14 protein-coding genes are annotated in these 16872 nt (G+C 62.9%); 9 read left to right on the plus strand and 5 right to left on the minus strand.

What is annotated here, in order from left to right; all coding sequences use genetic code 11:
- The first annotated feature begins 133 nt into the window (after positions 1-133).
- The 3 genes from J7E82_RS02485 to J7E82_RS02495 are packed head-to-tail and all read left to right on the plus strand — an operon-like array spanning position 134 to position 3995.
- The gene (locus J7E82_RS02485) at positions 134-2101 is read left to right on the plus strand and encodes a heparinase II/III family protein (protein WP_251041349.1); all 1968 of its coding nucleotides are present in this window, start codon (positions 134-136) and stop codon (positions 2099-2101) included.
- On the plus strand, positions 2098-3282 hold the full coding sequence (locus J7E82_RS02490; RefSeq protein ID WP_308113563.1) for a substrate-binding domain-containing protein: 1185 nt from the start codon (positions 2098-2100) through the stop codon (positions 3280-3282). The genes J7E82_RS02485 and J7E82_RS02490 overlap by 4 nt, the downstream gene beginning before the upstream one ends.
- Positions 3279-3995, plus strand: a complete 717-nt coding sequence (locus J7E82_RS02495) for a ThuA domain-containing protein (RefSeq protein ID WP_214860018.1) — start codon at positions 3279-3281, stop codon at positions 3993-3995. Before J7E82_RS02490 ends, J7E82_RS02495 begins: the two co-directional genes overlap by 4 nt.
- 58 nt (positions 3996-4053) lie before the next feature.
- On the opposite strand, the gene catC is transcribed toward J7E82_RS02495, so the two are convergent.
- The 4 genes from catC to J7E82_RS02515 form a co-directional block, all read right to left on the minus strand.
- On the minus strand, positions 4054-4338 hold the full coding sequence (gene catC, locus J7E82_RS02500) for a muconolactone Delta-isomerase (protein ID WP_214860019.1): 285 nt from the start codon (positions 4336-4338) through the stop codon (positions 4054-4056).
- Positions 4339-4374: 36 nt separating this feature from the next.
- Entirely contained in the window at positions 4375-5232 is an 858-nt protein-coding gene (catA, locus tag J7E82_RS02505) for a catechol 1,2-dioxygenase (protein ID WP_214860020.1), read from the minus strand.
- Positions 5233-5301: 69 nt separating this feature from the next.
- Positions 5302-6411, minus strand: coding sequence for a mandelate racemase/muconate lactonizing enzyme family protein (locus J7E82_RS02510; protein WP_214860026.1), 1110 nt, complete (start codon positions 6409-6411; stop codon positions 5302-5304).
- A complete protein-coding gene (locus J7E82_RS02515; protein WP_214860027.1) occupies positions 6408-7322 on the minus strand; it encodes a LysR substrate-binding domain-containing protein in 915 nt (304 codons plus the stop codon). Before J7E82_RS02515 ends, J7E82_RS02510 begins: the two co-directional genes overlap by 4 nt.
- 303 nt (positions 7323-7625) lie before the next feature.
- On the opposite strand from J7E82_RS02515, the gene benA reads away from it, so the two are divergent.
- The 6 genes from benA to J7E82_RS02545 all read left to right on the plus strand — a co-directional run bounded on the left by benA (position 7626) and on the right by J7E82_RS02545 (position 15825).
- Positions 7626-9014, plus strand: coding sequence for a benzoate 1,2-dioxygenase large subunit (gene benA / locus J7E82_RS02520; protein ID WP_214860028.1), 1389 nt, complete (start codon positions 7626-7628; stop codon positions 9012-9014).
- 24 nt (positions 9015-9038) lie between these two features.
- Positions 9039-9575 carry a benzoate 1,2-dioxygenase small subunit gene (gene benB, locus J7E82_RS02525; RefSeq protein ID WP_214860029.1) on the plus strand — a complete coding sequence of 179 codons (537 nt, stop codon included), beginning with the start codon at positions 9039-9041 and terminating at the stop codon, positions 9573-9575.
- Positions 9576-9605: 30 nt separating this feature from the next.
- Positions 9606-10652 (plus strand): benzoate 1,2-dioxygenase electron transfer component BenC, encoded by a 1047-nt coding sequence (gene benC, locus J7E82_RS02530; RefSeq protein ID WP_214860030.1) that lies wholly within the window; start codon positions 9606-9608, stop codon positions 10650-10652.
- Complete coding sequence (locus J7E82_RS02535; RefSeq protein WP_214860031.1) at positions 10649-11455, plus strand: 1,6-dihydroxycyclohexa-2,4-diene-1-carboxylate dehydrogenase; 807 nt, start codon at positions 10649-10651, stop codon at positions 11453-11455. Before benC ends, J7E82_RS02535 begins: the two co-directional genes overlap by 4 nt.
- 103 nt (positions 11456-11558) lie before the next feature.
- Entirely contained in the window at positions 11559-12983 is a 1425-nt protein-coding gene (locus J7E82_RS02540) for an aromatic acid/H+ symport family MFS transporter (protein WP_214860032.1), read from the plus strand.
- On the plus strand, positions 12976-15825 hold the full coding sequence (locus J7E82_RS02545) for a LuxR family transcriptional regulator (protein WP_214860033.1): 2850 nt from the start codon (positions 12976-12978) through the stop codon (positions 15823-15825). Before J7E82_RS02540 ends, J7E82_RS02545 begins: the two co-directional genes overlap by 8 nt.
- On the opposite strand, the gene J7E82_RS02550 is transcribed toward J7E82_RS02545, so the two are convergent.
- A complete protein-coding gene (locus J7E82_RS02550) occupies positions 15799-16818 on the minus strand; it encodes a carbohydrate kinase (protein ID WP_214860035.1) in 1020 nt (339 codons plus the stop codon). The two genes, J7E82_RS02545 and J7E82_RS02550, sit on opposite strands and share 27 nt — an antisense overlap.
- Positions 16819-16872 lie beyond the last annotated feature (54 nt).

The following is a 16872-nucleotide window of genomic DNA, read 5'->3' on the forward strand; positions in this document are numbered from 1 at the left end:
CCACCCCGGTTTGTTGTCTTGCATCACATCTAACAATTAGTAGATACTCATGAACAAGACGAAACAATCAAAACGATCACGCTTGACCTGAATCGTTCACGTTCGAACATGTTGCTAAGCGGAGGAGTGAGCGATGACGCCCCTGATCGAGCCCATGGCATTGCGACAAGAGGCACGACCACTGTCCTCGGCTTGGGGAAGGGCGGCGAGCGCGACGCAGCTGATGTCCTCCCTGTCGGACGCCCGTCGTCGGCTAAGTGTGCGTCCGGCCGGTGATCCCGCTTGGGAAGCCGTGGATTCGGCAGCCCTCCAGGACCTGGCGGCGACCGCAAATGCGGAAAGAGGGACACCTTGGCCACAACCTCTGGTCTCCCACTACGCCCGCTACTTTCGGGATGGCAATCGAACTGAGTACGAGGACCGGGTAGCCGCGCGGCAGCAGCGCCTGACGCACGCCGTCGTCATGGCTGCGATTGCTGCCAGCCGCGAATCTTCCGGTGACGGGACCGGTCCTGACTGGCTGGACGAGGTGATTGACGGCGCCTACCTGCTGTGCGAGCAGAGCTCGTGGTGCTGGGCGGCGCACGACGACATTTTCAAAGTTACCGGTGCCGTGGTTCCCGACCCCGCCGTGCCATATCTGGACCTGGGCGCGGGGGAGGTGGCGGCCCAGCTTGCCTGGCTGGACCTGGTCCTCGGCGATCGGCTGGATGAGCGTGCGCCGGGATTACGCCAACGAATTCGAACAGAGACCCACGAACGGGTCTTCACTCCCTTCCTCGACCGCCTGGACTGGCATTGGCTGGGCCTCCACGGGGATGTCCACAACTGGAACCCGTGGATCCACTCGAACATCCTGGCGGCAGCGCTCTTCCTGCTCGAGGATTCGGCGCAACAGTCGCTGATCGTGGAGCGTGTCATTGAAGGGCTGGACCGTTTCCTGGCATCCATCCCGCCGGACGGGGCCATTGACGAAGGATTCGCCTACTGGTGGAACGGTGCTGGCAGGGCTTTGGAAGCGCTGGCTTTGCTGGACGAAGGGAGTGCAGGGGTCCTTGACGGCGATCTTCCGGTAGTGCGCGAACTCGTTGCCTTCCCGCATCGCATGCATCTGGGCCACAACTGGTTCCTCAATGTGGCAGACGGTCCGGCGCGTGCGTGGAGCGGAATGCCATGGGACATGCTGCACCGCTGGGCCGTGCGGCTGGACAACAAAGATGCCGTGCGGCATGCTGAGGCATTTCGCTCCAGGGTGCCGTGGGCGGCGGCGGGGCTCGGCAGGGTGCTTCATGCTTTGCTCACGTCCGTGCCAGCCAGCATGGAAACTGCGACCCCGCCCCTCACCGGCTTCACCTACCTGCCGTCGGTGCAGATCATGGTGGCACGTGAAACGCCGGGAAGCGTTAGGGGACTCGCGCTGGCCGCGAAGGGCGGCCATAACGGCGAGCATCACAACCATCGCGACGTCGGATCGGTGGTGGTCGCCGTCGACGGCGTTCCGCTGCTGGTGGACGCGGGCCAGCCGACTTACACGGCGCAAACCTTCGGGCCCGACCGGTACGGCATCCGGGCGATGCAGAGCAGCTGGCACAGCGTTCCCGCTCCATTCGGCCTGGAGCAGGGGACAGGCAAGGAATTCGGGGCAAGCGTCCTGCGTACGCCCACCGCGGAGGAACCCACCCTGGCGCTGGAACTTGCCGGCGCCTATGGACTTGCCAACACCTCCAGCTGGATCCGGGCAATGGAGCTGGACCGCGCGTCAGAGCGGTTGATTATCGAGGACCGCTGGACCGCCTTGCAGCCGGCGGTCTCCGGGTCCAGCGGAGAGATCGACATCCATTACCTCCTGGCAGGGAATGTCAACGTCACCAAGGATTCGGTGAGCGTCCGGCCGGACGGAATCCCCACTGTCGACGGCGGACGCGGCGCGGTGCTGCGCTGGGACCCGGCCTCCGCCGTCGTACGCGTTGATGAATGGCTGCTGGATGATCCCCTGCTGTCCGAGGTCTGGGGTACGAAGCTGACCAGGCTCCGGTTCCGCCTGCCGGCAGAACTACGCAATTCAGGCTCGTTCATCCTTACCGTGGAGGCTATCCAGTGACTAGCGAAAACACCCCCGAAGCAAGCGGCAGGCCGCTCTTTTCGCTCCAGAGGCGCGAGCGGCTTATGGACGAGCTGCGCGCCCACGGTTCCATCACCGTCAGCGGGATTGCCGCAAAATTTGGTGTCAGCGAGCTCACCATCCGGCGGGATGTGAACCAGTTGGCCGACGAGGGCCTGGTGTCCCGGGTCCACGGCGGCGCCACCCTGCCCAGTCCGCTGGATCGCAGCGCGTCCGGATCTCATCAGCAAGCGCACACCTACTCGATCGGCATGGTGGTTCCTTCGCTGGACTACTACTGGCCCCAGGTCATCAGTGGTGCTCGGGCTGAAGCTGAGGAACAGAACCTGCGGATTCTTGTCCGCGGCTCAGCCTACGATGCCGCGGACAATCGGAAACAGGTCCAGGCGCTCCTTGATCACCAGAACATCGACGGCCTGATCGTGGCGCCTGATATGACCGGCGCCGAGGGACAGGAGCTGCTGCGGTGGCTCAATGCCCTGCCGATTCCCGTGGTATTGGCCGAGCGGCGCTCGCCGGGCGAGATTCCGGCCCACCGCCTGGAATGGGTGGCAACGGATCATGCGTTCGGTGCCGGCGTGGCGGTGAGGCACCTTTGGCAGGAAGGACATCGCAAAATCGGCTGCCTGACGGATTCGTCCAGCCCCACCAGCCCTCATGTGGTGCGCGGCTGGAAGCAGGCGATGGCTGCGCTGAAGATTCCGCTTGAGGGCTCGGTTTCTGAGGATTCGGCCGGCCTGGGGAACGGAGACCGCTCGGAGCATTTCGACCGGATTCTTGAACTTTGCCGGGACACAGGCACCACGGCGATGCTGGTGCATTCGGATACCCAGGCGGTCGCCTTTGTCCAGCACTGCGTCGACCACGGGGTGGACGTGCCCGGAAGCATGTCCATCGTGGGGTACGACGACGAGGTGGCCTACTTGGCCGAGCCCGCGATTTCCGCGGTACGGCCCCCGAAACGGTATGTGGGCAGGGTGGCGGTGCAGCTGATGGCGGCGCGGCTCGCAGAGGGAAGGATGCGCCCTGTCCATCGGGTCGAATTGAATCCGGAGCTGGTCGTGCGGGATTCGTCCGTTGGCGGTCCGCGGAACGTCACCGCCGGTTCCTTGCAGGGTTCAGCGGCGCAGGATTCCCAGGAATTGGAGGGTTCGCTGTGAAGGCGCTCCTGCTCAGCGGCGTCGGCCGTTATGCGGACCCCTGGCACCCGTTTGCCGAGACGTCCGCTGCTTTGGCGACGCTCCTGCGCGAGGCGGGGTTCGACGTCGAGATCCCCGACGACGTCGACGCCGCGCTGGAGGGGCTGAACGCCGCGGTGCCCAACCAGACGGACTCGGTCCGGCCGGACCTTTTGGTGGTTAATGTCGGGCTGCCGCGGGACGGCAATCCCGCACCAAAAACGCCCGACGCCGCCCGCGGACTGCGGCGCTGGCTGGACGACGGCGGGCCGCTGCTCGCCTGCCATGTCAGCTCAACCAGCTTCCTTGACTTCCCCGAGTGGGAGGAGGCCGTGGGCGGACGCTGGATCAGGGGAACATCGATGCACCCGGACTACGGGTTGGCCGAGATCCAAGTGGACCGGGATTCCGCGCCCCTCGCGGCGGGTATCCCGGACTTCACAGTCATGGACGAACGCTACAGCTGGCTGCGTACCGTCCCCGGTATCACCGTGCACGCCACGCACCAGCATGACCGTGTCAGCCAACCTCTGATCTGGTCGCTGACTCGGCTGCGTCCCGAGGGAACGGAGGCGAGGAGCTTCTACGACGGCCTCGGCCACGACGCCGCGTCCTTTGAATCCCCTGAGCACCGGGAGCTGCTGCAGCGGGCGATTGCCTGGCTGGTTGACATCGACGCTGCCCCGCGAACATGACCCTCCCCGATGCACTCCGGCGATGGGTGGAGCCGTAGGGGCCACGATGCTCAGGGGTTCAGGCCAGGGCGATATCGGACGGGTGCGTCGCCAGGGGAGTAATCTCGATCCTCATATGGGGAAACAGCGGCAGCCCCCAGAGAATCTCATGCAGGCGTTCATTGCTGCCAACGTCGAAAATGCTGAGGTTGGCATACTCCCCGACGCAGCGCCAGATGCTCTGCCACTCGCCGCTTCGCTGGAGCGCTTGGGAGTACTCCTTTTCCCTGGCGAGTAGATCATTTTTCGCCTGTTCAGCCATCTCCTGCGGTATTGCCACGTCCATCCGGACCGCAAATTTCACGACTTTGCCCTTTCTGAGCCGGTGCTCACGCAGCCGTTACTCGGCATCCAGCACGAAGTCATAGGTGACCTCGTTGCCGACGCCTTCGAGACGGGCAGTGGGGTTGAGGACCAGTTCCGGCTTGACGGCTGAGGCGATGTCATCGGAGAGATGCTGGTCCCCTTCAAAGTAGAGCTGAGCGGTCAGCAGTTGGTACCCGGGAGCGGATACCTTCAGGTGGAGGTGCGCCGGCCGCCAGGCGTGCCATCCTGCCGCAGCGATCAATTTGCCGCAAGCGCCGTCGGTGGGGATCTGATAAGGGGCAGGCTGGATTGTGTTCAGCGCAAAGATTCCATTGGCGTCAGCCAGGACTGTGCCTCGAAGATTCCATTCCGGGAGGCCGGGAGCGAATTGCGAATAGAAGCCGTCGTCGTCCGCATGCCAGATTTCCACGTGAGCACCTGCTAGCGGCGTCCCGTCGACGGCACGGACCTGGCCTTGGAACAGCAAAGGAGTGCCGCCTTCGTCTTTGCGCATCGGCAAGGTGGCCGGCGAATCGAACTGAGGAGAGCCCGGGACGTAATACGGACCTTCAATGGTGCCCTTGTTGCCCTCGCGATGCTCCGTGGAGACTTCCTCGACCACATGCTCCACCCAGACGTCCAGGAACAGCGGCCATTCTCCATTTTCGCCAACGCTGATCAGCCAGGCTTTGAGCGCGTTGAACTCGTCGTAGCTCACCTTGTGTTTGCGAATGGTGTCGTAAACAGCGGCTAGAACCTCATTGGCAAGAAGCGAAACGCGTTCCTTGGGAACCTGGAGGGCCACCGTTTTTCCGCTGTCGCGGAAGCGTTCGGTGGCGCGGTTTCCGGAGTCTGCTGCCGTCGCGTCAAAATCCTTCAGTTCGGTTGTCATCGTTGACTCACTTTCTGTGGCAGGCCCTCGCCTGCGAATGGATAGATGGGGTTGGTTGGGGCAGTGACGTCAGTTGCCGTCGTCGAGCCTGTATTTGGCGAGCTTTTCCGGGTCGATCTGGATTCCGGTGCCCGGCGCCTGTCGGGTCGATAGCCGGCCATCTACGATTTCGAGGGGCTCGGTCAGGAGGTCGTCGCTCATGTCCAGGAAGTTTGAAAGCTCTCCTGCGCGCAGCGTTGTGGAACGAAAGGCTGCGCCGAAGGTCACCGTGCAGAGAGTGCCGATCTGCCCGTCGATTTGGTTGCCCATCACGACCTCAGCACCGAGTCCGTCGGACTGGAACAGTATCCGCTGGGAGTGCGAAAAGCCCGTGCGCGCTGTCTTGATGCTCACTGCATTCGCGGCTCCGCTCAGCAGTTCGCGAGTGACTTCACCAGGGGTAGTGGCGCTCTCATCCGCAACGAACGGGACGGGGCAGTTTTCAACCAGCCATTTACGTCCCAGGACGTCGTCGGCGGGGCACAGCTCTTCAGCGAGGGTGAGGTCAAGATCGGACATTGCGTTCAGCGCACGCAGGGATTCGGAGGGTGTCCAGCCTCGATTGCCATCTACGTACAATTCGATATCCGGGCCCAAGGCTTCCCGGAGGGCACGGCACACCTCCACATCAAGCCCGAACGGCTTTCTCCCCACCTTGACTTTGAACGTAGTGATTCCGAAGGTGTCACGCATCCGCTCCGCCTCGGCCACCATTTTTGCCGGTTCAGCAAATCCCAGCATGTGGCTCACCCTCATGCTGTCGGAATAACCGCCCAGGAGCGCAGTGACCTGCTGGCCCAGGGTTTGACCAATCAGGTCCCATACGGCCATGTCGAGTGCTGACTTTGCAGTCGGATTGGCAACTGTCCTGTCCAACGCGGCGTGAATGGCTTCGCGGTCCAGAATCGACATGCCGACAATCTGCGGCGCGAAAATTGTCTCGATGACGGCGACGATGGATTCCTGGGTCTCTCCGTAGGTGAAGGGCCGGGCAGGTGCCTCGGCAACCCCAATGAGACCGTCGTCACTGCGCACCCTGACCAGCACGTGCTTTGCCACGTCGACTTCGCCGCTGGCGAAGCGCAGGGGTTTGAGGTAGGGAATGGCGAAGGGAATCGCCTCGATGGAAGAGATTTTCACGACGGTCCTAAGAAGTAGCTCGAGTCCAGGAAAATCCTGTTGTCCTCGAGAGTTGAGAGGAACGAGTCCACCGGTGCTGACTCGTCGGTTCGTCGCCACGCGAGTGCAAGTTCGATTTCGTCTATCCCGGTGACGGAGCGGTACTGCGCGCCCGCGAGGGAGATGCCGCGGACGGAATCCGGCAGGACTGCCACTCCCAGGCCAGCAGCTACCAAGGACAATTGCGTGGAAGTTTCAGCCGCTTCGTGGGCAACACGGGGGTGATAGCCGGCTGCGCTGCAGGCGCGAATCACGGTGTCATTGACCACTGAACGCAACTCTGCGGGATACATGATGAAGTCCTCGCCTCGCAGTTCTCCGATGGTCAATGCATTGACTGCTGTAAAGCGATGACCTTCGGGCAACGCCACTACAAATCCTTCGCGGGCGATCGGCCGAGTCGCTAGGGACTTGTCCAGTACCGGTGGCCGCAGGACACCGACGTCGAGCTCCCCGGTGACCAGGCCGGATTCGATGGCGCGTGTGAGCATTTCCGTATGGATGTCCAGCGACAGCCCGGGAAGTTCTTCCTTGATGAGGCGGGCGAGGACCGGAAGGTGTGTGTACGAGGCTGTTCCGGTCAGTCCGATGCGAATCGTTCCGGCCTTCCCGTCCGCTATCCGCCTGGCCCTGCTGGCGGCGTCGTCAATGCTGCGAAAGATCCGCCGAACGTCTCCCAGGAAGGCCTCGCCGGCGGGGGTGAGGCTCACACTCCTTGTGGTCCGGGCAAACAGCGCGGCGCCTAGTTCGGTCTCCAATTGCCGGATCTGTTGGGACAAGGGTGGCTGCGCCATCTGTAGCCGCTCCGCGGCCTGTCCAAAGTGGCAGGTCTCCGCTACGGCCAGGAAATAGCGCAAGTGCCGTAGTTCCATAGCTGATGGGGCTCCTTCCCTGTTTGCTTCCCATTGGGCAGTGAGTGGCCAGTTAGTGCCTGGTTCAACAGCGTAGGGCCGAATTTAGTATTCAACAAATACCCAATTAGAAGCATTTGAGACCTCTGAGATCTCAATCGCTACCTAGGCATCCCTAGGTAAATACCTAGTGTGAGCTGCCCCACTGAGTTGAAAGAGTAGGGAGTCATTCACATCGGGACCGCCGGGTTCAACGGCGACCCGCTCGGGCAGCGCAGCCCGCAAAAATCCGGGCAACGCAGCCCGCCACTGAGAGGAGCCACCATGACAGAGACCTTGGCGGGCATCAAAGCCCACCTCGACCAGGCCCTTGTAGAGGATCACGAGAACGGCGTTTTCCGCGCGAACCGAAGTATCTTCACCGATGAAGATCTTTTTGAGCTCGAGATGAAGCACATTTTTGAAGGCAATTGGGTGTACCTGGCTCATGACAGCCAGATCCCCAATGTGGGTGATTACTTCACCACCTACATCGGACGCCAGCCGATCATTATTTCCCGGGACAAGCAGGGCGAGCTCAATGCCCTCATCAATGCCTGCAGCCATCGGGGAGCCATGCTGTGCCGGCGCAAGACGGACAACCGCACAACGTTCACGTGCCCTTTCCACGGCTGGACGTTCAACAACACTGGCAAGCTGCTTAAGGTCAAGGATCCTCGCGACGCCGGGTACCCGGAACAGTTCAATAAGGACGGGTCCCACGACCTGACGAAGGTCGCCCGGTTCGAAAGCTACCGCGGGTTCCTCTTCGGAAGCATCAACCCCGACGTGAAGCCGCTCGAAGAGCACCTGGGCGAATCCACGAAGATCATCGACATGATCGTCGACCAGTCGGATGAAGGCCTGGAAGTTCTCCGCGGCGCCTCCTCGTACACCTATGACGGAAACTGGAAACTCCAGGCCGAAAACGGTGCGGACGGCTATCACGTTTCCGCGACGCACTGGAACTATGCCGCAACCACGGCACGTCGGACCACCGGCGAGTCTGCGAACGACACCAAGAACATGGACGCTGGCGGCTGGGCAAAACAAAAGGGCGGCTACTACTCCTTTGATCACGGCCACCTGTTGCTCTGGACAGAATGGCTGGACCCGTCCAACCGACCCCTCTTCGACCGGCGGGATGAACTAGTCGAAAAATATGGAGAAGCCAAGGCGGACTGGATGATCAACATCTCCCGCAACCTGTGCCTCTACCCGAACGTCTACCTCATGGACCAGTTCGGTTCGCAGATCCGGCATTTCCGGCCTATCGCCGTCGACAAGACCGAGGTGACCATCTACTGCATCGCGCCAAAGGGCGAGAGCGCGGAGGCACGAGCCAACAGGATCCGGCAATACGAAGACTTCTTCAACGCTTCAGGCATGGCCACCCCGGACGACCTTGAGGAGTTCCGCTCCTGCCAGAAGACCTATCTGGCCACTGCAGCACCGTGGAACGACCTCAGCCGCGGCGTGAAGCACCAGATCACGGGGCCTGATGCCAACGCGGATGTCATTGGGCTCAAGCCGATATCAAGTGGCGCACGCACGGAAGACGAGGGTCTCTACCCCATTCAGCACGGCTACTGGGTTGAGACGATGCGCAAGGCAGCCGACACCGAGGCTGCGGACCAAAACAGAGCGAACCAAAACAACGCCGAGCAAAACTAGCCAGCCCTGAGCCGAGGAGAACCCATGACACAGACCGTAGACATTGCCGCCCAGGGTGAAGTCAACCCTGGCCGGGTCAGCCTGGAGGACATCAGCTCATTCCTCTACCGGGAAGCCCGTTTCCTTGATGACCGCGAGTTTGACCGCTGGCTGGACTGCTATCACCCGGAAGCGGAATTCTGGATGCCCGCCTGGGCCGACGACGACCAGCTCACCACTGATCCCCAGCGGGAAATCTCACTGATCTACTACCCCAATCGTGGCGGGCTGGAAGACCGCGTTTTCCGGATCAAGACTGACCGGTCCAGCGCAACAAGCCTGCCGGAACCCAGAACCGGCCACCACATCACCAACATCGAAGTTCTCGAATGGCGCGGCAGCACCGTGGACGTCCGGTTCAACTGGCACACGTTGTACTACCGCTACCAGAACATCGACCCGTACTTCGGGACCTCGTTCTACACCATCGATTACTCCGAAACCCAGCCCGTGATCACCCGGAAAAAAGTCGTCCTGAAAAACGACTACATCCACCATGTTGTGGACATCTACCACATCTAGACAATCCCAACGACTGAAATCGAGTCCCTTATGAGCTACCAGATTGCCCTCAGCTTCGAAGACGGCATCACCCGCTTCGTCACCGCGAACGCCTACGAAACCGTTGCCGACGCCGCCTATAAGTCCCGTATCAACATCCCTTTCGATTGCCGTGACGGCGCGTGCGGCACCTGCAAGGCCTTCTGTGAATCAGGAAAGTATGACGGCGGCGACTACATCGATGAGGCCCTCACCGAAGACGAAGCAGAGAAAGGTTTCTGCCTTCCTTGCCAAATGGTCCCGGAAAGCGACCTTGTGCTGCAGATTTCCGGCACCTCTGAGATGGCAAAGGCCGGAGCTACTACTTTCGAGGCCACCATCACGGAACTGTCCTGGTTCGCGGACAACACTGCGGCCCTGACGCTCGCCGTCGACAACCGGCCGGACCTAAAGTTCCTGCCAGGCCAGTACATGAACTTCGCGGTGCCCGGCACGGATACAGCGCGGTCCTACTCCTTCAGCAGCGGTCCGTCGGCGTCCGAGCTCCGCTTCCTGATCCGCACGGCACCTGACGGAGCCATGACCACCTACTTGAAGGAAAGGGCGGCAGTGGGAGACACACTCCCGCTGACCGGCCCTATGGGCAGCTTCTTCCTCCGGGACATCAAGCGGCCTTTGCTCATGCTGGCCGGCGGCACCGGAATCGCTCCATTGCTGTCCATGCTTGAAGCCATCGCTGACGGCGGTGAGCCGGTGTCGGCCCATCCGATTCACCTGATCTACGGCGTTACCTTCGACAAGGACCTTGTGGAACTGGACAAGCTGGAGCACTATGCCAGCGTCATCGACACCTTTACCTTCGACTACTGCGTGGCGGACCAGGAGAGCACAGCTGGCAACAAGGGTTACGTCACGCAATACATTCAGTCCGAACACCTCAACGACGGCGATGTCGACGCCTACCTCTGCGGTCCTCCCGCCATGGTGGACGCTGTCCGTAAGTATTGGGACGCCCAGGGCATCGCACCGACGAACTTCTACTACGAACGCTTCGCCGTAGGAAGCGCGGCTTCGGCCACAGCGAAGGCTGCGGCTTGAACAGCAGCCCGGCCGGGACAATCAGTCCGGGCCGCTTCTCAGGAAAGGTCGTTGTGGTCACTGGCGCCGCCCAAGGAATCGGTCATGCCGTCGCCTCAAGGGTTGCGGCCGAGGGGGCAGACACCGTACTGGTGGACCGCGCCGAGCTTGTGCTGCAGGCTGCAGCCGAACTCGCCGGTCAGGGGAGCGCCGCCGTCGGCGTCATCGCCGACCTGGAACAGTACGACGGCGCGAACAGCGCCATCGAGGAGGCGTTGACGCTCCGGGGCCGGATAGACGTCCTGATCAACAACGTGGGAGGCACCATTTGGGCCAAGCCGTTCGAACACTATGAACCCGAGCAGATCAGCAAAGAGATCCAACGGTCCTTGTTTCCCACTCTCTGGACCTGCCGCGCCGTCCTCCCGCACATGATCAGCCGGCAGAACGGCGTCATCGTCAACGTGGCTTCCGTGGCAACACGAGGCATCAACAGGGTTCCCTACGCCGCCGCGAAGGGCGGCGTGAAAGCCATTACAGCCGCACTTGCCCTGGAGGCTGCACCGCACGGAATCCGGGTGGTGGCCACGGCGCCCGGAGGCACGGAGGCGCCTCCTCGCCAAGTGGCCCGCGGCCCTCAACCGGCAGACGCCACGGAAAAGGCCTGGTATCAGCAGATCGTCGACCAGACCATTGATTCCTCGCTCATGAAGCGGTACGGAACGCTCGAAGAACAGGCTGGACCCATAGCCTTCCTGGCCTCGGACGAGGCCTCCTACATCACAGGCAGCGTCCTCGCTGTAGCCGGCGGCGACCTCGGCTGACCGGCCAACCTTGGCTGACCGGCTGACGTCGGCTATTCCTGAGCGGCGGACACCGTAGTACTCACTGGCCGCAATGACGCGGCCCACCCCAATGGAGTCCTCAATGAATGATTCATCCGCACCAAGTGCTGCCACCCGCAAGAAAACCCTGGCTTGGGTAATCGCCATCGCGGCCACCGCGCTGCTCTTTGACGGTTACGACCTGGTTGTTTATGGAACCGTCGTGTCCTCCCTGCTGCGCGATCCCAGCCACCTCGGACCCTTGGATGCGGCGCAGGCAGGCGTCCTTGGCAGCTATGCCCTCATGGGAGTGATGGTGGGCGCTCTCGCTGCCGGTGCCGTCGGTGATTTCCTCGGGCGCCGGAAGCTCATGCTCATCAACATTGTCTGGTTCTCCGTGGGAATGGCCTTAACGGCCATGGCCACGAGCACTGCAGCCTTCGGCATCCTGCGCTTCCTCACGGGGATGGGTGTTGGGGCCCTCGTGGCAACCGCCGGGGCGGTCGTCGCGGAATTCGCACCACCGGGCAAACGCAATTTCTTCAATGCAATCGTCTATTCCGGCGTTCCGGCCGGCGGCCTACTGGCTTCCCTCCTGGCCATAGTCCTGGCCGGGGTTACCGACTGGCGCGGCCTCTTCCTTATCGGGGCGCTCCCGCTCGTCATCCTGTTCCCCCTCGCCTACCTGAAACTTCCCGAGTCACCCAGATGGCTCCTCGCCCGTGGCCTGGCCGAACAGGCACAGCAGTTGTCGATACGCACCGGTATCCCTCTGCAGGACAACGAGCCCGACGCCGGCCCCTCGGTTCGTGCCAGGCGTACTTCCGCTCAACCGCCGTCGGCCGTTACCAAGGACGGACGCCTGGTGGCGGGATTCGCGGCGCTTGTCTCGGATAACTACCGGATACCTACCCTGCTGCTTGGCCTCATGAGTATTTCCGGGCTGCTGCTGACATACGGCCTGAACACCTGGCTCCCGGAGATCATGGGGCAGCACGGTTACGACAAAACCTATTCGCTGACCTTCCTGCTCGCCCTCAACGCCGGAGCGGTGATCGGCGGACTCGTTGCGTCCCGCTCAGCGGACCGCTTGGGGCCGAAAGCTATTGTTTCGACCACCTTCGTCATTGCCGCCGCCGCCTTGACGCTGCTGACCATGAGCTTCCCGTTGCCCGTGCTGCTGATTGCCGTCGCCTTCGCCGGGGTGGGCAGCCTGGGGACGCAGGTACTCGTCTACGGATTCGTCTCCAATTACTATCCGACGCCGGCAAGGGCCGCCGGAGTTGCATGGTGCGCCGGGTTCGGAAGACTAGGCGGCATCGTGGGGCCGCTGGTGGGCGGATTCCTGATCAGTGCCAAAGCGCCCAGCAATATGGCTTTCCTGGTATTCGCCGGAGTCGCGCTGATGGGCGGCCTCGTTACTGTCTTCGTACGTAAGCATGGTGAGGCCGCCATCCCTTCCGCTCCCGCCTGGGCCGGCACAGATGAAGACCCGCGCCACTCAGTTATCGTTAGGGAAGATGCCTAACAAAGACGCGGCTGTGTTTGAACGAACGCGGATCGTGCAGGCCCAGCAACTGCTGGGCCTGCTGCGGTCTGCCCGCTCAGGCACGCCCGCGCTGACGGTCATCTCCGCCGGTCCCGGAATGGGTGGAACCGAGCTCATAGAGTCCTTCCTCCAAGGAATCAGCGTTGGACGCCAGGACACCATCGTCCTTCATGCTGCCGGGGCGGGCAGCGAAAAAGACATCGCCTTTGGGGTTCTTCATCAACTTCTCGCAAGCTCCCCGGCCGAGGTGCGACATCCAGCTCAGGGCAGCCCAGGCGGTAGCTCAGGTGGAGCTGGAAGCCCTGGCGACATCGTCGGCAACGGCGAGATCCTGCTCAAGCTGATACAGGAAGTGACCGATCAGGGGAACACACTCATACTTTGCGTGGACAGTATCCAGCTGGCCGACCCGGAGTCACTGAGAAGTCTTTTGTACGCGCTGCGGCGGATGGGGCAGGTTCCGGTCCTGACCATCTTGGGCCTGAATACGGAAATCGCCGCACAGTCCCCATCAACCGCGCAGTCCCCATCAACCGGTCTGGATGACCTACTGGCGTTCCCGGACGCAACAACCATCGAGCTGGGTCCCTTGACCCCCTCGGAAGTCCAAGAACTACGGCGGGGATATTCGGGCCCGGAGCTGACTCTTCCCGCTGCCCGTGCCCTTGTGGAACATACAGGCGGTTCGCCGCGCCTTATCGGGGCCTTGCTCAATGAGTTTCCGGTATCCGTATGGTCCACGAGGCAAGAGACGTGGCCGGCCCCCTCGGAGTGTGTTGCCCACACCGCTGCCGCGCTCACCAGGTTGCCGGCGGAAGGGGCTGCACTGGTCCAGGCGGCCGCTGTGCTGGGAGTACGTTCGCAGCTCGCTGTGGCCACCCAATTGGCGGGCATTAGTGATGCGGTGGCGGCCGTTGAGTCCGCCAGTTGCTCAGGATTGCTCTTTGTCAGCGCCACAGGGGCGGAAACCCGCCTGGAATTTACCCGGCCCGTCTTCCGCGCGGCGGTTTACCAGCATCTCGGACCGGCCCGTCGCGCCGCCCTCCATGCGGCGGCAGCTGCCATCATGACCGCCCCTGGCCAGCGTCTGAAACACCGCGCAGCCGCCGCGCTCCTGCCCGATGCCGGCCTGGCTGCCGAACTCGAGGCCGCAGCCGAGGGCTTCGCCTCCTCTGGCGCCTGGAGTTCCGCGGCACAGGCCTACACACAATCCGCTCGATTGAATCCGGAACCTTCTGTCCGCGAAACGCTCCTGGTCAAGGCCCTGGATGCTATGGTGGGCGCCGGTGAACTGCCCCTCGCCCTGGCATCGCTCGATGCCTTGGATTCCTTTGCGCCGGGTCCCAGGAGCGATGCCGTCCGGGGTCACCTTGCCATCCTCCGTGGACGCCCGGCCCAGGCCGACGCCTTCCTGCAGAAGGCCTGGAACGGCGTCGATCCTGCCACCGATCCAGGAACGGCCAGCGCAATCTGCCAACGGCAGGTGCTGCATGCGCTGGCACGGTTCAACGGAAGGGACCTGGTGATGTGGGCGGAGCGAGTGAAGGGACTGGCTCCTCCGGGAAGTCCGGCAGCGGTGGAGGCGCAAGCTATTGAAGGCCTCGGGCTGGGTTTCAGCGGCCGCTATGCCGAATCCGAGCGGAGCTACCGGCACGCGGACAAGATGCCGCAACACGAAGCCCAGCACCAGCGGATCGAGATGGGCAAAGGGTGGCTCCACCTTGCGATGGACCGAGTGGACGAAGCCCGCTCCGAACTTGCCGGAGCCGTTCCCACCGAGTTCGCACACGGCTCCCAGCGAATTTCCCTGTGGGCCCAGGGATGGTTGGCCAGGGCGGACTTCGCCATTGGCGCCTGGGATGACGCCCTCCGCACTGTGGATGCAGCAGCGCTCATGCAGGAGGAATCCGGAATTGAACTGCTCCGGCCCTTGATTCACTGGACCGGAGCCCAGATCCAGGCTCTCCGGGGCAATTGGAAAGCGGCAGCCGGATACGTGGAACGGGGGGCTGCGGCAACCGACAGCTATCCGGCCATGCTGTTGCCGTATTGCCTGGCGATGGCCCAAGTGGCGGAAGCAAAGGTTGATTACGACGGCGTCATCCGCGCTTTACTGCCCGTTCTCCGGATGCAGCGCGGTGCCGGCATCGACGAGCCCGGTTTCTGGCCCTGGCAGGACCATTACGCAAACGCCTTGGTGATGACGGGCCGGATAGACGAAGCCGATGCCTTCCTGGTGCCGCATGAAGAACTTGCCATGCAGCGCGGCCACCGCTCTACACGAGCCCGCTTGGCGTATGTCCGTGGACGAATCCTGGCTGCCCGGGGCGATGTTGGCGCCGCCAGGAGCACCTTCCTGGAGGGACTCGCCCAGCTGGACGGGCTTCCCTTGCCGTATGCGCGGGCCCGCGTGAAGTTCGCCTATGGCCAGTCTTTCCGTCGCGCGGGTAAGCGGAGGGAGGCTGCGGCGGTATTGGCTGAAGCCCGTGATTTGTTTGCCGGACTGGGCGCCAAGGCGTACGTTGACCGGTGCTCGCGTGAAATGCGGGCCGCCGGCGTCAGCCCGGACGACGCACCAGGCAGCGCCGCCGGTCGCGAAGCAAGTGCGCCCACTGGTATGCAGTCAGAGCTGACGGAACAGGAGAAGGCGGTGGCTGCCCTCGTTGCTTCCGGGCTGAGCAATAAGGATGCAGCCGCCGAGCTCTACGTATCGGTCAAGACCGTCCAGTACCACTTGACCCGCATCTACGCCAAGCTCAGTGTGACGTCACGTTCCGGGCTGGCAGCCGTATATTCAGGATCCCGGAGGGGCGCTGAGTAGCTCCGGTGAGGCGACGGCGGTCGGAACTGATGCCGCCGTCGGAACCCTTTCCACAACCGGCAGCTGCGCCGCAAACTCCGCTGTTAGCTCCTCCACCGTGGGAGGGTTGGCGCCGGGGCGGCTGACCGTGATGGCTGCCGCCTTGGACGCCGTCCTCCCCAGCGTTTCCAGCACGGAGGGGGCCAGGCCATCAGTGCTGCGGCACAGCAGCCCATAAATAAGGGCGGCCATGTAGGAATCGCCCGCGCCGATCGTGTCCGCCACCGTGGTCCTCACGGAGGGGACATGCAGCTGGGTGGCCGGGGTGGCCAGCAGGGAACCTTCGGATCCCAGCGTGATCACTGCCAGCCCTGCACCCAGTCCCAGGATCCGCGCGGCCGCTTCCTTCGGCTGCTGCCCCGGGTACAGCCATTGGGCGTCCTCATCGCTGAGCTTAACGACGTCGGTGAGGGGGACGAGCTCCTCGAAGATGGCCAGGGCTTCGGCGTGGCTGCCGAGGAGCGCCGGCCGGATATTCGGGTCGTAGGTCACCAGGCACTCGCGATGAGCCTGCTCAAGCAGCCCCTTGACGACGGCGGCGCCGGGGGCCAGGAAGCTGGCAATGGAGCCGGTGTGCAGCACCTTGGGAAGGTAGGCGGGCGTTACGGGCTTCAGGTCCCAGGCGATGTCGAAATCGTAGTGGGCCGAGCCGTCCGCGGCGAGGGTCGCCGTCGCCGATGCCGTCCTTCCCTGTGTGCGGGAGCCCGGAAGGAGCGCGACGCCGGCGGTGCTGAGGTGCCGCTCAATCGCCGCGCCGCGTTCGTCGTCGCCAATCGACGTGAGGAGTGCGGTGCTGACTTCCAGCCGTCCCAGCCCGTAAGCAACATTGGCGGGTGACCCGCCAGGATGCTCGATTGTGCCTTTGGACGTGGTGACGACGTCGACGAGAGCCTCGCCGATAACAATGACGTCGGGGTTTTCCGCATGCGAAACGGCGGCGTGTGTCTGGGGCATTGGGGTGTCTTTCGTCAAGCCGTCCGCGGACCCGCTGGCCAAAGCGGCGGGTCC

Origin of the sequence: Arthrobacter sp. ISL-30, from assembly GCF_018613855.1 — a bacterium.
In the GTDB taxonomy this organism is placed as follows: domain Bacteria; phylum Actinomycetota; class Actinomycetes; order Actinomycetales; family Micrococcaceae; genus Arthrobacter.